We start from the raw sequence: 18542 nt of genomic DNA, 5'->3' as shown, positions 1-18542 counted from the left end.
TCCCGAGGCGCACCCTTGTGCGATCCGCCGCGACCGTCTTGGGTAGTACGGGCGCCGCCGCACCGGCGGTGTCCGTACGGGCCCGAATCGACGGCGCGGTCCCCACCGGGGACCATGGAAGCGAACCGACCAGGAGGATCCCCGCATGACCGAGGGAGACTGTACGACGCTCGGTGACCTGGTCACCGAGACCGAGGCGGAGGCCCTGGTGCAGGGCATCTGCTTCAAGACCGGCCCGCCCCGCGCGGTGGGTGTCGAGCTGGAGTGGATCGTCCACGAGACGCACCGCCCCCGCCTGCCGTTACCGCCCGAACGGCTCGACGCGGCCTATGCCGCGCTGCGCGCCCTGCCGCTGAGCTCCGCGCTCACGGTGGAGCCCGGCGGCCAGCTGGAGCTCAGTTCGCTCCCCGCCGCCACCCTGACGGAATGCGTCTCGGCCGTCCAGGCCGATCTGACCGCCGTCCGCACCGCACTCCGCGCCCACGGCCTCGTCCTGGCCGGGCACGGCACGGACCCGTGGCGCCCGCCCCGCCGGCTGCTGCGACGCCCCCGCTACGACGCTCTGGAGGCCTGCCTCGACCGGGCGGGACCGGCCGGACGCTCCATGATGTGCTCCTCCGCCTCGGTGCAGGTGTGCCTGGACGCCGGGTACGAGGAACCGGGTCCGCTGGGCCACGCGCGGCGCTGGGTGCTCGGCCATCTGCTGGGCGCCGTGCTCGTCGCGGCCTTCGCCAACTCACCCATGCTGTCGGGCCGTCCCACGGGCTGGCGGTCGACCCGGCAACTGCTGTGGGCGCGGATCGACGCGGGCCGCTCGGCGGCGCCGTCCCCCGACGGGGAGCCGCGCGAGGCCTGGGCCCGGCGGGTGCTGGACGCGCCCGTGATGTGTGTGCGCAGCGCCGACGGCCCGTGGGAGGTGCCGGAGGGGCTGACGTTCCGGGAATGGGCGCGCACGGGGCAGCCGCGTCGGCCGACCCGGGACGATCTCGACTACCACCTGACGACGCTGTTCCCGCCGGTGCGTCCGCGCGGCCACCTCGAACTGCGCATGATCGACGCGCAGCCGGGCGAGGACGGCTGGCTGGTGCCGCTCGCGGTGACGACGGCGCTGTTCGACGATCCGCAGGCCGCGGAGACCGCGTACCGGGCGGTGAAGCCGCTGGCCGAGCGGGCCGGGGAGCGTCCCGCGCCGCACAATCCGCTGTGGCGCGACGCGGCCCGTCTCGCGCTGACCGATCCCGAGCTGCGGGAGGCAGCGACGGCCTGTTTCGCGGCGGCGCTTGAGGCGCTGCCCCGGCTCGGCGCGGGCGCGGACGTGCGGCGGGCAGTCGAGGACTTCCACCGCCGTTACGTGCTGCGGGGCCGCTGCCCCGCCGACGACGTGCTCGATCCACTGACGCAAACGCCTGTCCAGGGGAGGACCGTCCGCTCATGACCACCGAGGAGAACCGCACCGACTTCCTCACCGATCCTGAGGCGCTGCGCGTCCGCGCGGTGGACGCCCTGGAGGCAGCGCGCCGCCGCACCACCCTCCTGACGAGCTGTGTGGAAGATCCCGAACTGACCGCGCAGCACTCGCCGTTGATGTCACCGCTGGTCTGGGACCTGGCGCACATCGGCAACCAGGAGGAGCAGTGGCTGCTGCGGGCGGTGGCGGGCCAGGAGGCGATGCGGCCCGAGATCGACCCGCTGTACGACGCCTTCGAGCACCCGCGTTCCGAGCGGCCCAAGCTGCCGCTGCTGGCGCCGGAGGAGGCGCGCGGCTATGCGGCGGACGTGCGCGGGCGGGCGCTGGACGTGCTGGAGAAGGCGACGTTCGACGTGGACGGTCCGGCCCGGCTGACCCGGGCGGGCTTCGCGTTCGGCATGATCGCCCAGCACGAGCAGCAGCACGACGAGACGATGCTGATCACGCACCAGCTGAGGTCGGGGGCGGCGGCACTGTCGGCGCCGGACCCGGAGCCGCTCGCCGTGCCGTTCACCGGTCCGGCCGAAGTCCTGGTGCCCGGGGGCCCGTTCACGATGGGCACGTCGGCGGAGCCGTGGTCGCTGGACAACGAGCGGCCCGCGCACACGCGTGAGGTGGCCGCGTTCCACATCGACACGACGCCGGTCACGAACGCCGCGTACCTGGAGTTCCTCGCCGACGGCGGCTACGAGGATCCACGCTGGTGGGATCCTGCGGGCTGGGCCGCGGTCCGTGAACACGGCCTGCACGCACCGCTGTTCTGGCGGCGCGAGGCGGGTGACTGGGTGCGCCGTCGGTTCGGGGTGACGGAGCTGGTGCCGCCGGACGAGCCGGTGCTGCACGTGAGCTGGTACGAGGCCGACGCCTACGCCCGCTGGGCGGGGCGGCGACTGCCGACCGAGGAGGAGTGGGAGAAGGCCGCCCGGCACGATCCGGTGACGGGCCGCTCGCGGCGCTACCCGTGGGGCGACGCCGACCCGACGCCGGAGCGCGCCAATCTCGGTCAGCGGCATCTGCGCCCCGCCCCGGCCGGCAGCTACCCGGCGGGTGAATCGCCGCTCGGGGTACGGCAGTTGATCGGGGACGTGTGGGAGTGGACGTCCAGCGATTTCGCCCCGTACCCGGGGTTCGTCGCCTATCCGTACCGAGAGTACTCCGAGGTGTTCTTCGGGCCCGAGTACAAGGTGCTGCGGGGTGGCTCGTTCGCGGTGGCCGACGTGGCCTGCCGGGGCACGTTCCGCAACTGGGACTATCCGGTGCGGCGCCAGATCTTCTCCGGGTTCCGTACGGCCCGTGATGCCGGACCGGCTGCGCAGGAGGTCCGCTGATGTGCCGTCATCTGGCCTATCTGGGGCCGCCGGTGGCGCTGGGCGAGGTGCTCGACGCGCCGCCGCACAGTCTGTTCCGGCAGTCGTGGGAGCCGCGCCGGCAGCGGCACGGCACCGTCAACGCGGACGGGTTCGGCGTCGGCTGGTACGCGGAGGGCGACCCGGTGCCGGGCCGCTACCGGCGGGCCGCGCCGATCTGGGGCGACCAGTCCTACGCCGATCTGGCCCGGGTGGTCCGCTCGGGCGCGCTGCTCGCCGCGGTCCGGGACGCGACCCTGGGCGGCGCCGACGGAGAGGCCGCCGCCGCCCCGTACGCGGCCGGGCCCTGGCTGTTCAGCCACAACGGCGCGGTGCCCGGCTGGCCGCGCTCGCTGACCTCGCTCGTCCACACCCTGCCGGCCGCCGACCTGCTGTCCCTGGAGGCCCGCTGCGACGCCGCGTTCCTGTGGGCGCTCGTGCTGCTGCGGCTGCGCGCCGGTGATCCGGCGCCGCAGGCGCTCGCCGACACCGTCGTCGAGGTCGCCGAGGCGGCGCCCGGTGCCCGGCTCAACTTCCTGCTGACCGACGGCGAGACGATCGCCGCGACCGCCTGGGGCGACACCCTCTGGTACCTGGCCGAGCCCGGGAACCGCACCGTGGTCGCCTCCGAGCCCTACGACGACGATCCGCACTGGACCGAGGTGCCCGATCGCACCCTGCTCGCGGCGAGCCGCGCCGACGTCCTGCTGACCCCGCTCAAGGAGCCATCCGCGTGAGCCCGTTCCAGCTGACCCGCACCCTGCCCGAGCACGCCACGGAGGCCGCGCTGCGCTCCGACGTGCTGCACGGGCTGACCCGTACGCCCAAGACGCTGCCGCCGAAGTGGTTCTACGACGCGCGCGGCAGCGAACTGTTCGACCGGATCACCGAGCTGCCGGAGTACTACCCGACCCGGGCCGAGCGGGAGATCCTGCTCGCGCGGGCCGGTGAGATCGCCGCCGCGACCGGCGCCCGCACTCTCGTCGAGCTGGGGTCCGGCTCGTCGGACAAGACGCGGCACCTCCTGGAGGAGTTCAGCGGCCTGGAGGCGTACGTCCCGGTGGACGTGAGCGAGAGCGCGCTCCGGGGCGCGGGGAAGACGCTGCTCGCCGGGCATCCGGGGCTGACCATCCACGCGCTGCTCGCCGACTTCACGGCGGGCCTCACGCTGCCGGACACGCCGGGGCCGCGCCTGGTGGCGTTCCTCGGCGGCACGATCGGGAACCTGCTGCCCGACGAGCGGGCCGCGTTCCTGGGCTCCGTACGGGACATGCTCGCGCCCGGCGACTTCTTCCTGCTGGGCACGGACCTCGTGAAGGAGCCGTCGGTGCTGGTGGCGGCGTACGACGACGCGGAGGGGGTGACGGCCGCGTTCGACAAGAACGTGCTGTCGGTCGTGAACCGGGAGCTCGGCGCCGACTTCGACCTGGAGGCGTTCGCGCACGTCGCGGTGTGGGACGCGGAGCGGGAGTGGATCGAGATGCGGCTGCGGGCCGCCACCGCGCAGACCGTGAAGATCCCCGCTCTGGATCTGGCGGTGGACTTCGCGGCCGGTGAGGAGATGCGCACGGAGGTGTCGGCGAAGTTCCGGCGTGCCGGGGTCGAGCGGGAGCTCGGGGCCGCCGGTCTGGAGACGGTGCGCTGGTGGACGGACGCGCAGGACCGCTTCGCGCTGTCCCTGAGCACGCCGACCCGCTAGCGCACGACGGGGCGGGTCACGGATTGCGTTCGTCGAGGCGTCGGGTGATCTCGCGGGACGCCTGCCGCGCGGCGGGGCCGGGGGCGGCGCCCCGCAGGACGTCGGACATGTACGTCTTGATGGGGTTGTCCGCCTCGACGGTCGCCCAGCGCGGGGACGCCGGGGTCGCCCGGCCGTGGGCGGCGCCGACGGCCATGGCGGCGACGCCCGGTTCGCCGGCCACGGCCGGGGCCAGGGTCGTCTTGTTCGGCACGTAGTCCATGGTCCTGGCCAGGTCGGTGTTCCACTTCTCCCCGGCCAGGGCCTTGATGACGTCGAGGGCGCCGGAGCGGTCGTCGGTGTTCGCGGGGACGACGAGGTCCGAGCCACCGGTGAAGACGGTGCCCGCCCGGGCGGCGGTCTTGCCGGGGATCGGGAAGTAGCCCAACTTTCCCTTGAGCTCCGGGTTCTTCGCGAGGATCGCCTGGGTGGCACCGGGCACGGAGATGATCTGTGCGACGTCGCCGCCCGCGAACTCCTCGGCCTGCGGCGGGTGTTCCTCGTCGGCGTCCTTCGGACCCTCGCCGAGCGCCTGGAGTTGCTGGTAGAAAGCCATGCCGCGCAGGGCGGCGGGGCTGTCGAGGGCGCCGGTCCAGGTGCCGGCGGATTCGCGGGCGAGCTCGCCGCCCTCGTCCCAGATGAATCCGGAGAGCGTGTACCAGTCCTGTCCGGCGAGGTAGATGCCCTGCTGTCCCGGGGTGTCGAGGCGCCGGGTCAGGGCGAGCCAGTCGTCGCGGGTCTTCGGCGGCTGCTTGATTCCGGCGCGGGCGAAGAGGTCCTTGTTGTAGATCACGACGCGGTTGGCGGCGTACCAGGGGACGCCGTACTGGCGGGCGCGGTCGACGCCGGGTTCGGCGAGGCCGGGGAGCCAGTCGTCCATGCCGAGGTCGCGGGCCGCCTCCAGGGACAGGTCGAGCAGGCCGTCGGTGTCGATGTACGTGGGCAGTTGGGTGTTGCCGACCTCGACGACGTCGGGTCCGTCACCGCCCTCGGCCTTCAGCGCGGTCGTGACCTTCTGGCCGATGTTCGTCCACTCCTGGACGCGGATGTCGAGGCGCAGGTCTTCGTGCTCGGCCTCGAACCGCCGGGTGAAGCGGTCCAGGAACGCGTCGGACGCGCTGCCCTTCATCAGCCACACGGTGACCGTGCGCCGTTCGGCCGTGCCGCCCGGGAGGGCTCCGCACGCCGTGAGGAGCGTGCCGGTCACGACGGCGAGGGAACTCAGGGACAACAGGGCTCGACGGGATCTCACGCGGGGTCGCTTTCTGCCTGAGGACAGGGGTGGTTCGCCCGACGTGGGGGACGAGCGCGCGGCTCGAACGGGTGTGACCGGGATTTTGGTATGGACCAATGGCCCGGTCAAGGGTTACGGAGAAGTAGCCGGAGCGGCCGGCGCGCACCCACCGTGACCGTCACCGCCTCCCCGTGGCGGACCCGGCCGCCCTGGGGCACGGTGGAAGCATGTCGAACCACACGTACCGCGTCACCGAGATCGTCGGCACCTCGCACGAAGGCGTCGACCAGGCGATCCGCAACGGCATCGCACGGGCCTCCCAGACCCTGCGCAACCTCGACTGGTTCGAGGTCACGCAGGTGCGGGGCCAGATCGTGGACGGACAACCGGAGCACTACCAGGTCGGCCTCAAGGTCGGGTTCCGTCTCGACGGGGAGGAGTGACCCCGGGGCCGCGTCTCAGGTGCGGCCCTCACGCTCCTGCGCGTCCTTCAGCGCCGCCGACGGGCTCGCCCAGCGGGCCCGTACGACGGTGAACCCGGCGCGCTCCGCCTCCAGGCACACCAGCTCGTCGTCGTCCACGAGCATGCGCACCGTCCGGCCGCGCGCCAGGCGGCGCAGCGTCGCGAGCTTGGTGACGCGGGCGGGCCTGCGGTCGTCGTTGCGCCGCATGTGCAGCGCGCCCTCGGGCAGTCCGTGCTCGGCGAGCCAGGCCAGCGTGTCCGCGCGGCACCGCTCGGGGCGCCCGGTGAGATACACGACCTCGCACTCCCCCGCGCTCCTGCGGGCCAGCGCCACGCCTTCGGGGAGCGGCGGATCCAGCGGGGCGGCACCGAAGAACCCGTCCCAGTCCCGCGGCTTGCGCTCCAGGAACCTCTGCCGGTGCTCGGTGTCGGCGAGCGTCCCGTCGAGGTCGAACACGGCCAGGTCACGGCGTACGTCGGAAGTCACCGGGCCACTGTAGAGCGCGCGCCGGACTCCGGGGACGTACGGGAATCATCTCCGCGCCCGCGCGTTGAACCAGGACGTGACCACCGTGCCCGACACCGTTCGCTTCTCCGTCCTCGACCGCTCCCGCACCCGCGAGGGCTCGACCGCCGCGCAGGCGCTGCGGGACACCGTCGCGCTCGCGCAGGACCTGGAGCGGCTCGGGTACCACCGCGTCTGGGTGTCGGAGCATCACGGGGTGCCGGGCGTCGCCGGCTCCGCGCCGACCGTGCTCGCCGCCGCCGTGGCCGCCGCCACCCGCACGATCCGGGTCGGCACGGGCGGTGTGATGCTGCCCAACCATCAGCCGCTGGTCGTCGCCGAGCAGTTCGGGGTGCTGGAGTCGCTGTTCCCGGGGCGGATCGACATGGGGCTCGGCCGGTCGGTGGGGTTCACCGACGGGGTGCGCCGGGCGCTCGGGCGGGACAAGGACGACGCGGACGACTTCGCGGCGCAGCTCGACGAGCTCCTCGCGTTCTTCACCGGCACGTCGTCCACCCGGGTGCACGCCCGGCCCTCGGAAGGGCTCACCGTGCCGCCGTTCGTGCTCGCGATGGGCGAGGGCGCGACGATCGCCGCCCGGGCGGGCCTGCCGATGGTCATCGGCGACTTCCGCAACCGGTCGAAGATGCTGCGCGGCATCGACCGCTACCGCGCGGAGTTCCGTCCCTCCCCCTGGGCGGCCGAGCCGTACGTGGTGATCTCCGGGACGGTCGCCATGGCGGGCAGCGAGCCGGAGGCGCGCCGGCTGCTGATTCCCGAGGCCTGGTCGGCGGCGCACTCCCGCACGCACGGCACGTTCCCGCCGCTGCCGCCCGCGGAGCGGATCACCGGCCTCGACATGACGCCCAAGGAGCGCGAGCTGTACGAGTCGGGCCTGCACGGCCACATCGTCGGCACGGAGCAGCAGGTCGCCGACGAGCTCACGACCGTGATCAAGGAGAGCGGGGCGCAGGAGGTGCTGGTCACGACCAGCACGTACGACCGTGAGGGGCTGCTGGAGTCCTACCGCAGGCTCGCCCGGGTCGCCCGCCTCGCCGCGGCCTAGGATGGTGGGGTTTGTCCCGGCCCCTCCTCGGGACGCACCCGTCCCGCCCGCACCAGCACGCACGACCGGAGCCCCGCCCATGCCGCACGCCGCCCCGCCCGATCCCCGCCACGACGGCTTCGTCCGGGTGCGGGGCGCCCGCGAGCACAATCTGCGGGGCGTCGACGTGGACATCCCGCGCGACGTCCTCGCCGTGTTCACCGGGGTCTCCGGCTCGGGCAAGTCGTCGCTGGCGTTCGGCACGGTGTACGCGGAGGCGCAGCGGCGCTACTTCGAGTCCGTCGCCCCGTACGCGCGGCGCCTGATCCATCAGGTGGGGGCGCCGCGGGTCGGTTCGATCACGGGGCTGCCGCCCGCGGTGTCGCTCCAGCAGAGCCGCTCCGCGCCGACCTCCCGGTCCTCGGTCGGCACGGTCACGACGCTGTCGAACTCGCTGCGGATGCTGTTCTCCCGGGCCGGCGACTATCCGGAGGGCGCCGAGCGGCTGGACTCCGACGCCTTCTCGTCGAACACGGCGGCGGGCGCCTGCCCGGAGTGCCACGGCCTGGGCCTGATCCACCGCACGACCGAGGAACTCCTCGTCCCCGATCCGTCCCTGTCGATCCGCGAGGGCGCGGTCGCGGCCTGGCCGGGCGCCTGGCAGGGCAAGAACCTGCGGGACATCCTGGACACGCTCGGCCACGACGTGGACCGGCCCTGGCGGGAGCTGCCGCAGGCCGACCGGGACTGGATCCTGTTCACGGACGAGCAGCCGGTGGTGACGGTGCATCCGGTGCGGGACGCGGACCGGATCCAGCGCCCGTACCAGGGCACGTACATGAGCGCCGACCGGTACGTGATGAAGACGTTCGCGGACTCCAAGAGCGCGACCCTGCGGGCGAAGGCGGAGAAGTTCCTGAAGAGCGAGCCGTGCCCGTTGTGCGGCGGGGCCCGGCTGCGCAAGGAGGCACTGGCGGTCACGTTCGCGGGCCGCACCATCGCGGAGCTGGCCCGGATGCCGCTGTCGGAGCTGTCCACGCTGCTCGACCTGCCGGACGGGATGTCGGAGACGGCGCGGGTGCTGACGGAGGACCTGCGGGCCCGGATCGCCACGGTGACGGAGCTGGGGCTCGGCTATCTGGGCCTGGACCGGCCGACGCCCACCCTGTCGGCCGGTGAACTGCAACGCCTGCGCCTGGCCACTCAGTTGAGATCGGGGCTCTTCGGGGTCGTGTACGTACTCGACGAGCCGTCGGCCGGGCTGCACCCCGCCGACACCGAGTCCCTGCTGACGGTGCTCGACCGGCTGAAGGACGCGGGGAACTCGGTGTTCGTGGTCGAGCACCATCTGGACGTGATGCGCCGCGCGGACTGGCTGGTCGACGTCGGCCCGCTGGCGGGCGAGCACGGCGGGCAGGTGCTGCACAGCGGCCCGGTGGAGGCGCTGCGGCAGGTCGAGGGGTCGGCGACGGCCCGCTTCCTCTTCGACGAGTCGCCTGTGACGCCGCGTCAGACCCGCACGCCCACGGGCTGGTTGAAGATCGGTCCGGTGACGCGGCACAACCTCCGCGACGTCACGGCCGAGCTGCCGCTCGGGGCCTTCACGGCGGTCACGGGCGTCTCCGGCTCCGGGAAGTCGACGCTCATCGGTGAGATCACCGAGGAGCTGGACGGTGTGGGGCGGCTCGTGGTCGTCGACCAGAAGCCGATCGGACGCACCCCGCGCTCCAACCTGGCCACGTACACCGGTCTGTTCGACGTCGTGCGCAAGGTGTTCGCCGCCACGGACGAGGCGAAGGCCCGCCGGTACGGCGTCGGCCGGTTCTCCTTCAACGTGGCGGGCGGGCGCTGCGAGACCTGTCAGGGCGAGGGCTTCGTCAGCGTCGAGCTGCTGTTCCTGCCGAGCACGTACGCGCCGTGCCCGGACTGCGCGGGGGCCCGCTACAACCCGCCGACCCTCGAAGTCACCTACCGGGGGCGGAACATCGCGGAGGTGCTCGACCTGACGGTGGACGCGGCGGCGGAGTTCTTCGCCGACGACGCGGCGGCGACGGCCGTGCTGCGCAGTCTGCGGACCCTGCGGGAGGTCGGCCTCGGCTATCTGCGGCTCGGCCAGCCCGCGACGGAGCTGTCCGGCGGCGAGGCCCAGCGCATCAAACTGGCCGGTGAGCTGCAGCGGGTACGGCGCGGGCACACCCTGTACCTCCTGGACGAGCCGACAACGGGACTGCATCCGGCGGACGTCGAGGTGCTGCTGCGCCAGTTGCACGGGCTCGTCGACGCGGGGAACTCGGTGGTGGTCGTCGAGCACGACATGAGCGTGGTCGCGGGCTCCGACTGGGTCGTGGACCTGGGCCCCGGCGGCGGGGACGCGGGCGGGCGGATCGTCGTGGCGGGCCCGCCCGCGACGGTGGCGGCGGCGCCGGACAGCCGCACCGCGCCCTATCTGGCGCGGGCGCTCGGCGCCTGACCGGCCGCGTCGACGACCGCGCGCCGCAGCACCCCCTTGGCGAGTTTGCCGGTCGGGGTGCGCGGCAGCTCGGACACGAACACGACCTGGCGCGGCACCTTGTAGTGGGCGATCCGGTCGCGCAGGTACGCGATGAGCTCGCGCCCCGACTCCGGTCCGGCATCGGCGCCTTCGGCGGCCTGGACGAAGGCGTGGACCGCCTCCCCCATCTCCTCGTCCGGCACACCGATGACCGCGACGTCGCTGACGGCCGGATGCAGCACCAGGCAGTCTTCGATCTCCTGCGGGTAGATGTTGACCCCGCCGGAGATGATCGTGAAGGCCCTGCGGTCGGTGAGGTAGAGGTAGCCGTCCTCGTCGACGTGGCCGATGTCGCCGGTCGTGGTCCAGTTCGGGTGCTCGGGGTGCTGGGCCTCGCGGGTGCGGCCGTCGTCGCGGTGGTAGCGGAAGGGCAGCTCCTCGCGCTCGAAGTAGACGGTGCCGGTCTCCCCCGGCGGCAGCACCTTTCCCGCCTCGTCGCAGATCCGCAGCTCGCCGAGGAGCCCGCCGCGCCCGACCGAGCCGGGCCGCGCCAGCCACTCCTGCGGGCCGATGAACGTGATGCCGTTGGCCTCGGTCGACGCGTAGTACTCGTGCAGCACGGGCCCCCACCAGTCCATCATCCGCCGCTTGACCTCGACGGGGCAGGGCGCGGCGGCGTGGATGGCGACCTTCATCGACGACACGTCGTACGCGGTGCGCTCCGCGTCAGGCAGTTTGAGCATGCGGACGAACATGGTCGGCACCCACTGGCTGTGGGTGACGCGGTGCCGTTCGATCGCGGCGAGCGCCTCCCGCGCGTCGAAGGCCTTCATCAGGACGACCGTGCCGCCGGTCGCGGTGACGGTGTAGCAGAAGCGCAGCGGCGCCGCGTGGTAGAGCGGGGCCGGGCACAGGTAGACGGTGTCCTCGTCGAAGCCGTACATGGGCTGGAAGAGCAGCTGGTACGTGGACGGGTCGGTGCGGATGTCGCCTTCGGGCAGGTCGGGTTCGATGCCTTTGGGGCGTCCCGTCGTGCCGGACGAGTAGAGCATGTCGGCGCCGCGCGGCTGCACGGCGGGCGGTTCGGGGGACGCGGCGGCCAGGGCGCGGTCGTAGCTGCCGTCGTCGAAGCCGAGCCGGTGCCGCAGCTCGGGCACGAGCTCCTCGACGCGGTCGCCCGTCGCGTCGAGCGCCCCGGAGACGATGAGGGCGCTCGCCCCGCAGTCGCGCACGATGTACGCGGCTTCCTCGGCGGTGAGGTGGTGGTTGACGGCGGTCAGGTAGAGGCCGGACCGCAGCGCGGCCCAGTAGACCTCCAGGACGCGCGGGTCGTTGTCGGACAGCAGAGCCACATGGTCGCCTCTGCGCAGGCCCGCGGTGCGCAGGTGGTCGGCGAGGCGCAGCGAGTTCTCCTCGAGGCGCCCATAGGTGAGGGTGACGGTGCCGTCGGCCGTGACGACGGCCGGCCTGGCTCGGTCGTACGCTCCCGGATACATGCGGCGACGGTACCCGCAAGAGGTGACGGTACGTCAGGGGTGCGCCGGAGGTTGTCGGTTCGCTCCGGCGCACCCGGGTGTCACGCGAGCCCCTCCAGGGCCTGTGGCCACAGGTGGGAGCGATCGCGCCAACCACTCCAGCGCTCGTCGCCGTACAGGACGAGGGCCAGCGCCTCGTCCAGCGTGACGGCGTCACGGCCGAGGATCTCGCGCACGACCACGACGGCCCCGCGCACCCCGGCGGTCCCGGCCCCGGCCAGCCGGCCCAGCGCGCGGGCGGGTTCGGTCGGGTCCGTGGCGCGGACCCGGTCCACGAGCGGGGTCAGCCAGCGCGCCCAGCGCTCGTACGGGGGCAGGTCCGCGTCCCGTTCGGCGCGGGCGATCACCGGTTCGAGGGCCGCGGCGAGCCGGGCGTAGTACGCGTCGACGGTGCCGGTGACGTGCGGGTACTCGCCCTGGAAGTGCTCCCAGCCGATGTCCGTGCCGAAGTAGATCTCGTTCAGCCACCAGCGTCCGCCCGGCACCAGGGCTTCGTTGCCGGACAGCACGAAGGCGGCACGCAGCACGTCGAAATCGACAGGCCCCAGGTCCGCGAGGAGCACGGCGTCGTACAGGTCCTTGCCCTGCGGGTGCATGTCGCTGATCAGCCACATGATCTTCCAGGCGAGGGAGAGACCCGGTGTGACGGTCAGGAGGGTGCTGGGCGGGCCGTCGCCGAGGGGGTTCAGGGCGGTGCGGACGGCGGGCTCGGCGAGCGGCTCGTCGTACACGACGTCGATCTGCACGGTGCCGCCGGCGGTGCCGGGTGCGGTCCACGGCAGCAGGAGCCGGTGTCCGGGCACCCGGTCGTACGTCCAGATGTCCTCGGTGACCGCTCCGGCCGCGTCGATCCACACCAGGGAGTCCGGCCAGGCGGCCGACGCCTCTTGCGCCGCGGCGGCGATCTGCGGGAACAGTTCGGCGGCCTCGGGGCCCTCGAACGCCCATCCCTCGGGCGCGACGAAGTCCAGGTCGCCGGGCTCGCGGGCGTCCTCCCCGCACCAGGTCGCCATGAGGACGCTGCCGCGCAGGACGAGGCGGGCGCCGAGGGGAGTCTCGGCGACAGCGGACAGCACGAGGTCGAGGGCGGTGCGTCTGGCTCGGAACCAGGCGGTTGCGTCGCGGGCGTCGGTGAAGCGGGGGTCGCCCGCGCGGAAGGCGTTCGGGTACTGGGTCAGTGCCGGGTCGAAGACCGCGGGTTGGGTCAGGCCCTCGGGGGCGGGGAGGAGTGTGCGGGGCACTGCGTGGCCTGGGCGGGTGTTCTGCTCGGTCGGAGGCGTGTGGGGGATCGGGGCGCCCGGGGTGAGGGCGCGGGTCCAGGGGTCGGGATTCATGCGGGGCTCCTCTCCGGAGCGGGGGTGTCGTTGAGAGCTCGGGTTCGGCCGTTTCGTGGCGGGCGGGCGGCCGGTGGGGGCTGGTCGCGCCCCGCGGCGGAGCCGCATATCGATAGGGTCCCGCGCCCCTGGAGTGCGCACTTCGTGCGCCGCTCCAGGGGCCCGGTCCAGCCAGCCCGCGTCGAGGTCCAGGTGGGTGTCGTGGAGCACGTACTCGCGTTCCGTCTCCAGCACTTGGGGGTCTGGCAGCTCGGCCAGCAGGGCTTCCAGGCGGCGGTGAGCCGTTCTCGCGCCCACGCCGTGGCAGCGCTGGGTCACGAAGCGTTCCTGCATGCCATCGGGTCTGATGCGGCGGGCGTTGCGGGAGAGGTGGGCGCCGTGGGCGACGACCCGGGCCGTGAGGGCGTCCAGGTCGGCCTCGGGCGGGAGCAGGAGCTTGACGTGGTGCTCGAAGTGGAGGTGGGGCGGGGCGAGTTGGGCCTCGGTGTCGGTCTGCGGGACGCCCGTGGCCCACGGGGTCGTCTCGGCTTTCACGCGCAGGACCGGGAAACCGGACCGGGCCAGGTCGGTCGCCACCCGGGCCACCGTCGTACGCAGCCACGTGTCGGCGTGTCCGTGGCCGCGGAGGGTCACCATGGGCTGGGAGGGGTGGTGGCCGCGGGCGAGGACGATGTGGGCGAAGCCGAGTCCGCGCGCGGCGGCCCAGTCGGCGAGGCGTCCTACGGCGGACTCGTCGCCGGCGTCGACGGTGAGATGGGCCTCCAGGTCCCCCTCGTGGTGGGCCGGGCCGTGCTGCGTGATCATCCGCGCAGCGTACCGACGGGGCGGCGGCGCCGTCGCCGGGATTTCCGGGGGACGGACGCGATGACGGGACCGGGGGTTGAGCACCACTCCCGGTCCCGCCCACCCCGCGCTGTTCGCGGGACGTTCTGTGCGTTTCTGCGAAGGTCAGCGGCCGACCTTGCGGTTGGCGCGCAGCCACTCCTTGTTCATGCTGGTGATGGAGAAGAGCGGGATGCCCTTCGGGCAGGCGGTGGCGCACTCGCCGGTGAGGGTGCAGCCGCCGAATCCCTCGTCGTCCATCTGCGCCACCATGTCCAGGACGCGGGTCTCGCGCTCGGGGGCGCCCTGCGGCAGGACGTTGAGGTGGTTGATCTTCGCCGAGGTGAAGAGCATCGCCGCGCCGTTCGGACAGGCGGCGACGCAGGCGCCGCAGCCGATGCACTCGGCGTGCTCGAAGGCGAAGTCGGCGTCGGGCTTGGGCACCGGGGTGGCGTGCGCCTCGGGGGCGGCGCCGGTCGGGGCCGTGACGTAGCCGCCGGCCTGGATGATCCGGTCGAAGGCCGAGCGGTCGACGACCAGGTCCTTGACGACCGGGAACGCGGAGGCGCGCCACGGCTCGATGTCGATCGTGTCGCCGTCCTGGAAGGACCGCATGTGCAGCTGGCAGGTGGTGGTGCGCTCGGGGCCGTGCGCGTCGCCGTTGATGACGAGCGAGCAGGCGCCGCAGATGCCCTCGCGGCAGTCGTGGTCGAAGGCGACGGGGTCGTCGCCTTTGACGATGAGTTCCTCGTTGAGGGTGTCGAGCATCTCCAGGAAGGACATGTCCTGGGAGATGCCGTCCACCTCGTACGTGGACATGGCGCCTTCGGCGTCGGCGTTCTTCTGGCGCCAGACGCGCAGGGTGAGCTTCATGCGTAGCTCCGCTGGGTGGGGTGGACGTACTCGAAGACGAGGTCTTCCTTGTGGAGCACCGGCGCGGTGCCGGTGCCGGTGAACTCCCAGGCGGCGGCGTAGGAGAACTCCTCGTCGCGGCGGGCGGCCTCGCCGTCGGGCGTCTGGGACTCCTCGCGGAAGTGGCCGCCGCAGGACTCGGCGCGGTGCAGGGCGTCGAGGCACATGAGCTCGGCGAGCTCGAGGTAGTCGACGATGCGGTTGGCCTTCTCCAGCGACTGGTTGAACTCCTCGCCGGTGCCGGGCACCTTGATGCGGCGCCAGAACTCGTCGCGGATCTGCGGGATCCGGTCGAGGGCCTTGCGCAGGCCCTCCTCGGTGCGGGCCATGCCGCAGAACTCCCACATGAGTTCGCCGAGTTCGCGGTGGAAGGAGTCCGGGGTGCGGTCGCCGTCGACGGCGAGCAGCAGGTTGATGCGGTCCTCGGTCTCGGCGAGGACCTCCTGCGCCGCCGGGTGGTCGGCGTCGATCTCGTCCTCGTGCGGGTGCCGGGCGAGGTAGTCGTTGATGGTGGCCGGCAGGACGAAGTAGCCGTCGGCGAGGCCCTGCATCAGCGCGGAGGCGCCGAGGCGGTTCGCGCCGTGGTCGGAGAAGTTGGCCTCGCCGATCGCGAAGAGGCCCGGGACGGAGGTCTGGAGGTCGTAGTCGACCCAGAGGCCGCCCATCGTGTAGTGCACGGCCGGGTAGATGCGCATGGGCACCCGGTACGGATCCTCGTCGGTGATCCGCTGGTACATGTCGAAGAGGTTGCCGTACTTGGCCTCGACGGCCTTCCTGCCCATGCGGGCGATGGCGTCGGCGAAGTCGAGGTAGACGCCCTGGCCGCCGGGGCCCACTCCCCTGCCCTCGTCGCACACGTTCTTCGCGGCGCGGGAGGCGATGTCGCGCGGGACGAGGTTGCCGAAGGACGGGTAGATGCGCTCCAGGTAGTAGTCGCGCTCGTCCTCGGGGATCTGGTGCGCGGGGCGGGTGTCGCCCTTGGCCTTCGGGACCCAGATGCGGCCGTCGTTGCGCAGCGACTCGCTCATCAGCGTCAGCTTGGACTGGTGGTCGCCGGTGCGCGGGATGCAGGTGGGGTGGATCTGGGTGAAGCAGGGATTGGCGAAGTGGGCACCGCGCCGGTGGGCCCGCCAGATCGCGGTGGCGTTGCTGTTCATGGCGTTCGTCGACAGGTAGAAGACGTTGCCGTAGCCGCCGGAGGCGAGGACGACGGCGTCCGCGAAGTACGTGTCGATCTTCCCGGTGACGAGGTCGCGGGCGACGATGCCGCGGGCCTTGCCGTCGACGACGATCAGGTCGAGCATCTCGGTGCGCGGGTGCAGTTCGATGTTCCCCGCGGCGACCTGCCGGCTGAGCGCCTGGTACGCGCCGAGCAGGAGCTGCTGGCCCGTCTGCCCGCGGGCGTAGAACGTACGCGACACCTGGACGCCGCCGAAGGAGCGGGTGTCGAGGAGACCGCCGTACTCGCGGGCGAAGGGCACGCCCTGGGCGACGCACTGGTCGATGATCTCGACGGAGATCTGGGCGAGGCGCCGCACGTTCGACTCGCGGGCGCGGAAGTCGCCGCCCTTGACCGTGTCGTAGAAGAGGCGGTGGATGGAGTCGCCGTCGTTGCGGTAGTTCTTCGCGGCGTTGATGCCGCCCTGCGCGGCGATGGAGTGGGCGCGGCGCGGGGAGTCCTGGAAGCAGAACTGGACGACGTGGTAGCCCTGTTCGGCGAGCGTGGCGCCGGCGCTGCCGCCGGCGAGGCCGGTGCCGACGACGATCACGGTGTGCTTGCGGCGGTTGGCCGGGTTGACCAGCTTGGCCTCGAAGCGGCGCTTGTCCCAGCGCTCCTCGACGGGCCCGGCGGGCGCCTTGGTGTCGACGACCGGCTCGCCGGTCGCGTAGTCCGCGTAGGTGCTCATGTGTTCAGCTCACCAATCCGGTCATGACGCCCACGGGCACGGCGACGAAGCCGGCGGTGAGCAGTACGGCGAGGACGTTGCCCGTGGTCTTCAGGACGCGGTCGCGGGTGCGGCTGCCGACGCCGAGGGTCTGCGCGGCGCTCCAGAACCCGTGCTGGACGTGGAAGCCGAGGGCGACCACGGCGACGATGTAGACGACGTTGCTCCACCAGGTCGAGAACGTGTCGATGATGTTCTGGTACGGGTGGAGGTGCTCGTAGCCGCCCGGGTGCACGGTGCCGGTCGTCAGGTCGAGGATGTGCCACACGATGAACAGGCCGAGGATGATGCCGCCCCAGCGCATGGTGCGGGTGGCGTAGCTCGCGCGGGCCTTCTTGTGGGCGTACTTGCTCGGGCGCGCCTTGATGCCGCGGCGGCTGAGCTGGTACGCCGAGGTGGCGTGGGCGACGACGGCGGCGACGAGGACGACGCGCACGAGCCACAGGCCCCACTCGTGGTGGAGGACCGGGGCGCCCATGGTGCGCAGCCACACCGCGTAGTGGTTGATCTCCTCGGGGCCGAAGAAGATCTTGAGGTTTCCGATCATGTGGGCGACCAGGTACAGCAGCATGACGATGCCGCTGACCGCCATCACGGTCTTCTTGCCGACGGTGCTGTCCCAGAGCGTGCGCGTCATCGACGGCCGTCGGTCCGTCCGTGTTGCCAGAGCCATGCCACTGACGGTAGGGGCCGGGGGCCCGATCGGTCCAAGACATGGTCTGCCTCATTTCCATAGGCACTGCCTATCCAGGGAACTATCCTGGGTTCATGCAGTTCCAGCAGCTCCAGTACTTCGTCGCGGTCGCCGAGACCCGGCACTTCACGCGCGCCGCCGAGCTCGTGCACGTGGCGCAGCCCTCGCTGTCCCAGCAGATCCGTGCCCTGGAGCGGGAGCTCGGCGCCGACCTGTTCCTGCGAGCGCGGGGGAACATCACGCTGACCGACGCCGGTGAGGCCCTGCTGCCGCTGGCCCGGCGCATCCTCGCGGACGCGGACACGGCACGGCACGAGGTGCAGGAGCTGGCGCAGCTGAAGCGCGGCCGGGTGCGGCTGGGGGCGACGCCCTCACTGTGCACGGGCCTGCTGCCGGACGTGCTGCGCGCCTTCCACGACCGCTACCCCGGCATCCAGCTCCTCATCGAGGAGTCGGGCTCGCACGACCTCGTACGGGAACTGGCGCGCGGGGCGCTGGATCTGGCCCTGGTCGTCCTGCCGCTGCCGGCGCCGGCGCCCGCGCTGACGACCGTGGAGCTGCTGCGGGAGGAGCTCGTCGTGGTGTCCTCGCCGGACGCGGCGGCGCCGGGGCGGGGGCGGGCCTCGGTGCGGATCTCCGACCTGGAGGGGGAGCGGCTCGTCATGTTCCGGCACGGGTACGACCTGCGGGAGCTGACCGTCGCGGCCTGCCGGGCGGAGGGATTCGAGCCGGATTTCGCGGTGGAGGGGGGCGAGATGGATGCCGTGCTGGGGTTTGTCCGGGCGGGGCTCGGGGTGGCGGTCGTGCCGCGGATGGTTGCGGCACGGGCCGGGGCGGATCTTCGGGTCACGCCCTTGGCTCGGCCCGGACTGCACCGGACCATCGCGCTCGCGCACCGGTCCGATGTGGCGCCGCCGCGGGCTGCGCGCGAACTTCAGCGCCTGCTTTTTGCGCGGGACCAGTGAGAGCTCGGGGCGCCTGGTTTCGTCTCCGGGTGCGGGTCGGTGGG

The 18542-nt window shown here is 72.6% G+C and carries 15 protein-coding genes; 8 read left to right on the top strand and 7 right to left on the bottom strand.

Translation table 11 applies throughout. From position 1 onward, the window contains the following. Window positions 1-145 precede the first annotated feature (145 nt). The 4 genes from egtA to egtD are packed head-to-tail and all read left to right on the top strand — an operon-like array spanning window position 146 to window position 4513. A complete protein-coding gene (gene egtA / locus ACZ4E1_RS22505; protein WP_467541792.1) occupies window positions 146-1435 on the top strand; it encodes an ergothioneine biosynthesis glutamate--cysteine ligase EgtA in 1290 nt (429 codons plus the stop codon). Then, window positions 1432-2796 carry an ergothioneine biosynthesis protein EgtB gene (gene egtB, locus ACZ4E1_RS22500; RefSeq protein WP_467541790.1) on the top strand — a complete coding sequence of 455 codons (1365 nt, stop codon included), beginning with the start codon at window positions 1432-1434 and terminating at the stop codon, window positions 2794-2796. The genes egtA and egtB overlap by 4 nt, the downstream gene beginning before the upstream one ends. Then, window positions 2796-3551, top strand: coding sequence for an ergothioneine biosynthesis protein EgtC (gene egtC / locus ACZ4E1_RS22495; protein WP_467541788.1), 756 nt, complete (start codon window positions 2796-2798; stop codon window positions 3549-3551). Before egtB ends, egtC begins: the two co-directional genes overlap by 1 nt. Next, window positions 3548-4513 carry an L-histidine N(alpha)-methyltransferase gene (gene egtD, locus ACZ4E1_RS22490; protein ID WP_467541786.1) on the top strand — a complete coding sequence of 322 codons (966 nt, stop codon included), beginning with the start codon at window positions 3548-3550 and terminating at the stop codon, window positions 4511-4513. Before egtC ends, egtD begins: the two co-directional genes overlap by 4 nt. A 16-nt stretch (window positions 4514-4529) precedes the next feature. Here the strand turns inward: egtD and ACZ4E1_RS22485 are convergent, their stop codons facing one another. Next, window positions 4530-5759 (bottom strand): extracellular solute-binding protein, encoded by a 1230-nt coding sequence (locus ACZ4E1_RS22485; protein WP_467541784.1) that lies wholly within the window; start codon window positions 5757-5759, stop codon window positions 4530-4532. A gap of 254 nt (window positions 5760-6013) precedes the next feature. On the opposite strand from ACZ4E1_RS22485, the gene ACZ4E1_RS22480 reads away from it, so the two are divergent. After that, a complete protein-coding gene (locus ACZ4E1_RS22480; RefSeq protein ID WP_399127098.1) occupies window positions 6014-6229 on the top strand; it encodes a dodecin in 216 nt (71 codons plus the stop codon). A 15-nt stretch (window positions 6230-6244) separates the two neighbouring features. Here the strand turns inward: ACZ4E1_RS22480 and ACZ4E1_RS22475 are convergent, their stop codons facing one another. Further along, a complete protein-coding gene (locus ACZ4E1_RS22475; protein ID WP_467541781.1) occupies window positions 6245-6736 on the bottom strand; it encodes a phosphatase domain-containing protein in 492 nt (163 codons plus the stop codon). Window positions 6737-6812: 76 nt separating this feature from the next. On the opposite strand from ACZ4E1_RS22475, the gene ACZ4E1_RS22470 reads away from it, so the two are divergent. Then, window positions 6813-7820, top strand: a complete 1008-nt coding sequence (locus ACZ4E1_RS22470) for an MsnO8 family LLM class oxidoreductase (RefSeq protein ID WP_467541779.1) — start codon at window positions 6813-6815, stop codon at window positions 7818-7820. Between the two features lie 79 nt (window positions 7821-7899). Next, on the top strand, window positions 7900-10269 hold the full coding sequence (locus tag ACZ4E1_RS22465; protein ID WP_467541777.1) for an ATP-binding cassette domain-containing protein: 2370 nt from the start codon (window positions 7900-7902) through the stop codon (window positions 10267-10269). Here the strand turns inward: ACZ4E1_RS22465 and ACZ4E1_RS22460 are convergent. From ACZ4E1_RS22460 to ACZ4E1_RS22440, 5 genes are all read right to left on the bottom strand, one after another. Beyond that, window positions 10242-11786, bottom strand: a complete 1545-nt coding sequence (locus tag ACZ4E1_RS22460) for an acyl-CoA synthetase (protein WP_467541775.1) — start codon at window positions 11784-11786, stop codon at window positions 10242-10244. The genes ACZ4E1_RS22465 and ACZ4E1_RS22460 overlap by 28 nt on opposite strands. A gap of 80 nt (window positions 11787-11866) precedes the next feature. Continuing rightward, window positions 11867-13963 (bottom strand): nucleotidyl transferase AbiEii/AbiGii toxin family protein, encoded by a 2097-nt coding sequence (locus ACZ4E1_RS22455; protein WP_467541773.1) that lies wholly within the window; start codon window positions 13961-13963, stop codon window positions 11867-11869. A 144-nt stretch (window positions 13964-14107) separates the two neighbouring features. Beyond that, the gene (locus tag ACZ4E1_RS22450; protein ID WP_399127106.1) at window positions 14108-14854 is read right to left on the bottom strand and encodes a succinate dehydrogenase/fumarate reductase iron-sulfur subunit; all 747 of its coding nucleotides are present in this window, start codon (window positions 14852-14854) and stop codon (window positions 14108-14110) included. Continuing rightward, complete coding sequence (locus tag ACZ4E1_RS22445; protein ID WP_467541771.1) at window positions 14851-16800, bottom strand: fumarate reductase/succinate dehydrogenase flavoprotein subunit; 1950 nt, start codon at window positions 16798-16800, stop codon at window positions 14851-14853. The genes ACZ4E1_RS22450 and ACZ4E1_RS22445 overlap by 4 nt, the downstream gene beginning before the upstream one ends. A 4-nt stretch (window positions 16801-16804) precedes the next feature. Then, window positions 16805-17512: a succinate dehydrogenase gene (locus ACZ4E1_RS22440; protein ID WP_467541769.1), complete on the bottom strand. Its 708-nt coding sequence runs from the start codon at window positions 17510-17512 to the stop codon at window positions 16805-16807. A gap of 95 nt (window positions 17513-17607) precedes the next feature. On the opposite strand from ACZ4E1_RS22440, the gene ACZ4E1_RS22435 reads away from it, so the two are divergent. Next, window positions 17608-18498, top strand: a complete 891-nt coding sequence (locus tag ACZ4E1_RS22435) for a LysR family transcriptional regulator (protein WP_467541767.1) — start codon at window positions 17608-17610, stop codon at window positions 18496-18498. Window positions 18499-18542 lie beyond the last annotated feature (44 nt).

The sequence above is a fragment of the Streptomyces sp. NPDC025806 genome, from assembly GCF_055558275.1.
This window is presented reverse-complemented; position numbering and strand designations above follow the sequence as displayed.

Bases quoted from the DNA above. Each gene is read 5' to 3' on its own strand.
- egtA (WP_467541792.1), top strand. From the start codon at position 146: ATGACCGAGGGAGACTGTACGACGCTCGGTGACCTGGTCACCGAGACC.
- egtB (WP_467541790.1), top strand. From the start codon at position 1,432: ATGACCACCGAGGAGAACCGCACCGACTTCCTCACCGATCCTGAGGCG.
- egtC (WP_467541788.1), top strand. From the start codon at position 2,796: ATGTGCCGTCATCTGGCCTATCTGGGGCCGCCGGTGGCGCTGGGCGAG.
- ACZ4E1_RS22480 (WP_399127098.1), top strand. From the start codon at position 6,014: ATGTCGAACCACACGTACCGCGTCACCGAGATCGTCGGCACCTCGCAC.
- ACZ4E1_RS22465 (WP_467541777.1), top strand. From the start codon at position 7,900: ATGCCGCACGCCGCCCCGCCCGATCCCCGCCACGACGGCTTCGTCCGG.
- ACZ4E1_RS22460 (WP_467541775.1), bottom strand. From the start codon at position 11,786: ATGTATCCGGGAGCGTACGACCGAGCCAGGCCGGCCGTCGTCACGGCC.
- ACZ4E1_RS22455 (WP_467541773.1), bottom strand. From the start codon at position 13,963: ATGATCACGCAGCACGGCCCGGCCCACCACGAGGGGGACCTGGAGGCC.
- ACZ4E1_RS22450 (WP_399127106.1), bottom strand. From the start codon at position 14,854: ATGAAGCTCACCCTGCGCGTCTGGCGCCAGAAGAACGCCGACGCCGAA.
- ACZ4E1_RS22445 (WP_467541771.1), bottom strand. From the start codon at position 16,800: ATGAGCACCTACGCGGACTACGCGACCGGCGAGCCGGTCGTCGACACC.
- ACZ4E1_RS22440 (WP_467541769.1), bottom strand. From the start codon at position 17,512: ATGGCTCTGGCAACACGGACGGACCGACGGCCGTCGATGACGCGCACG.
- ACZ4E1_RS22435 (WP_467541767.1), top strand. From the start codon at position 17,608: ATGCAGTTCCAGCAGCTCCAGTACTTCGTCGCGGTCGCCGAGACCCGG.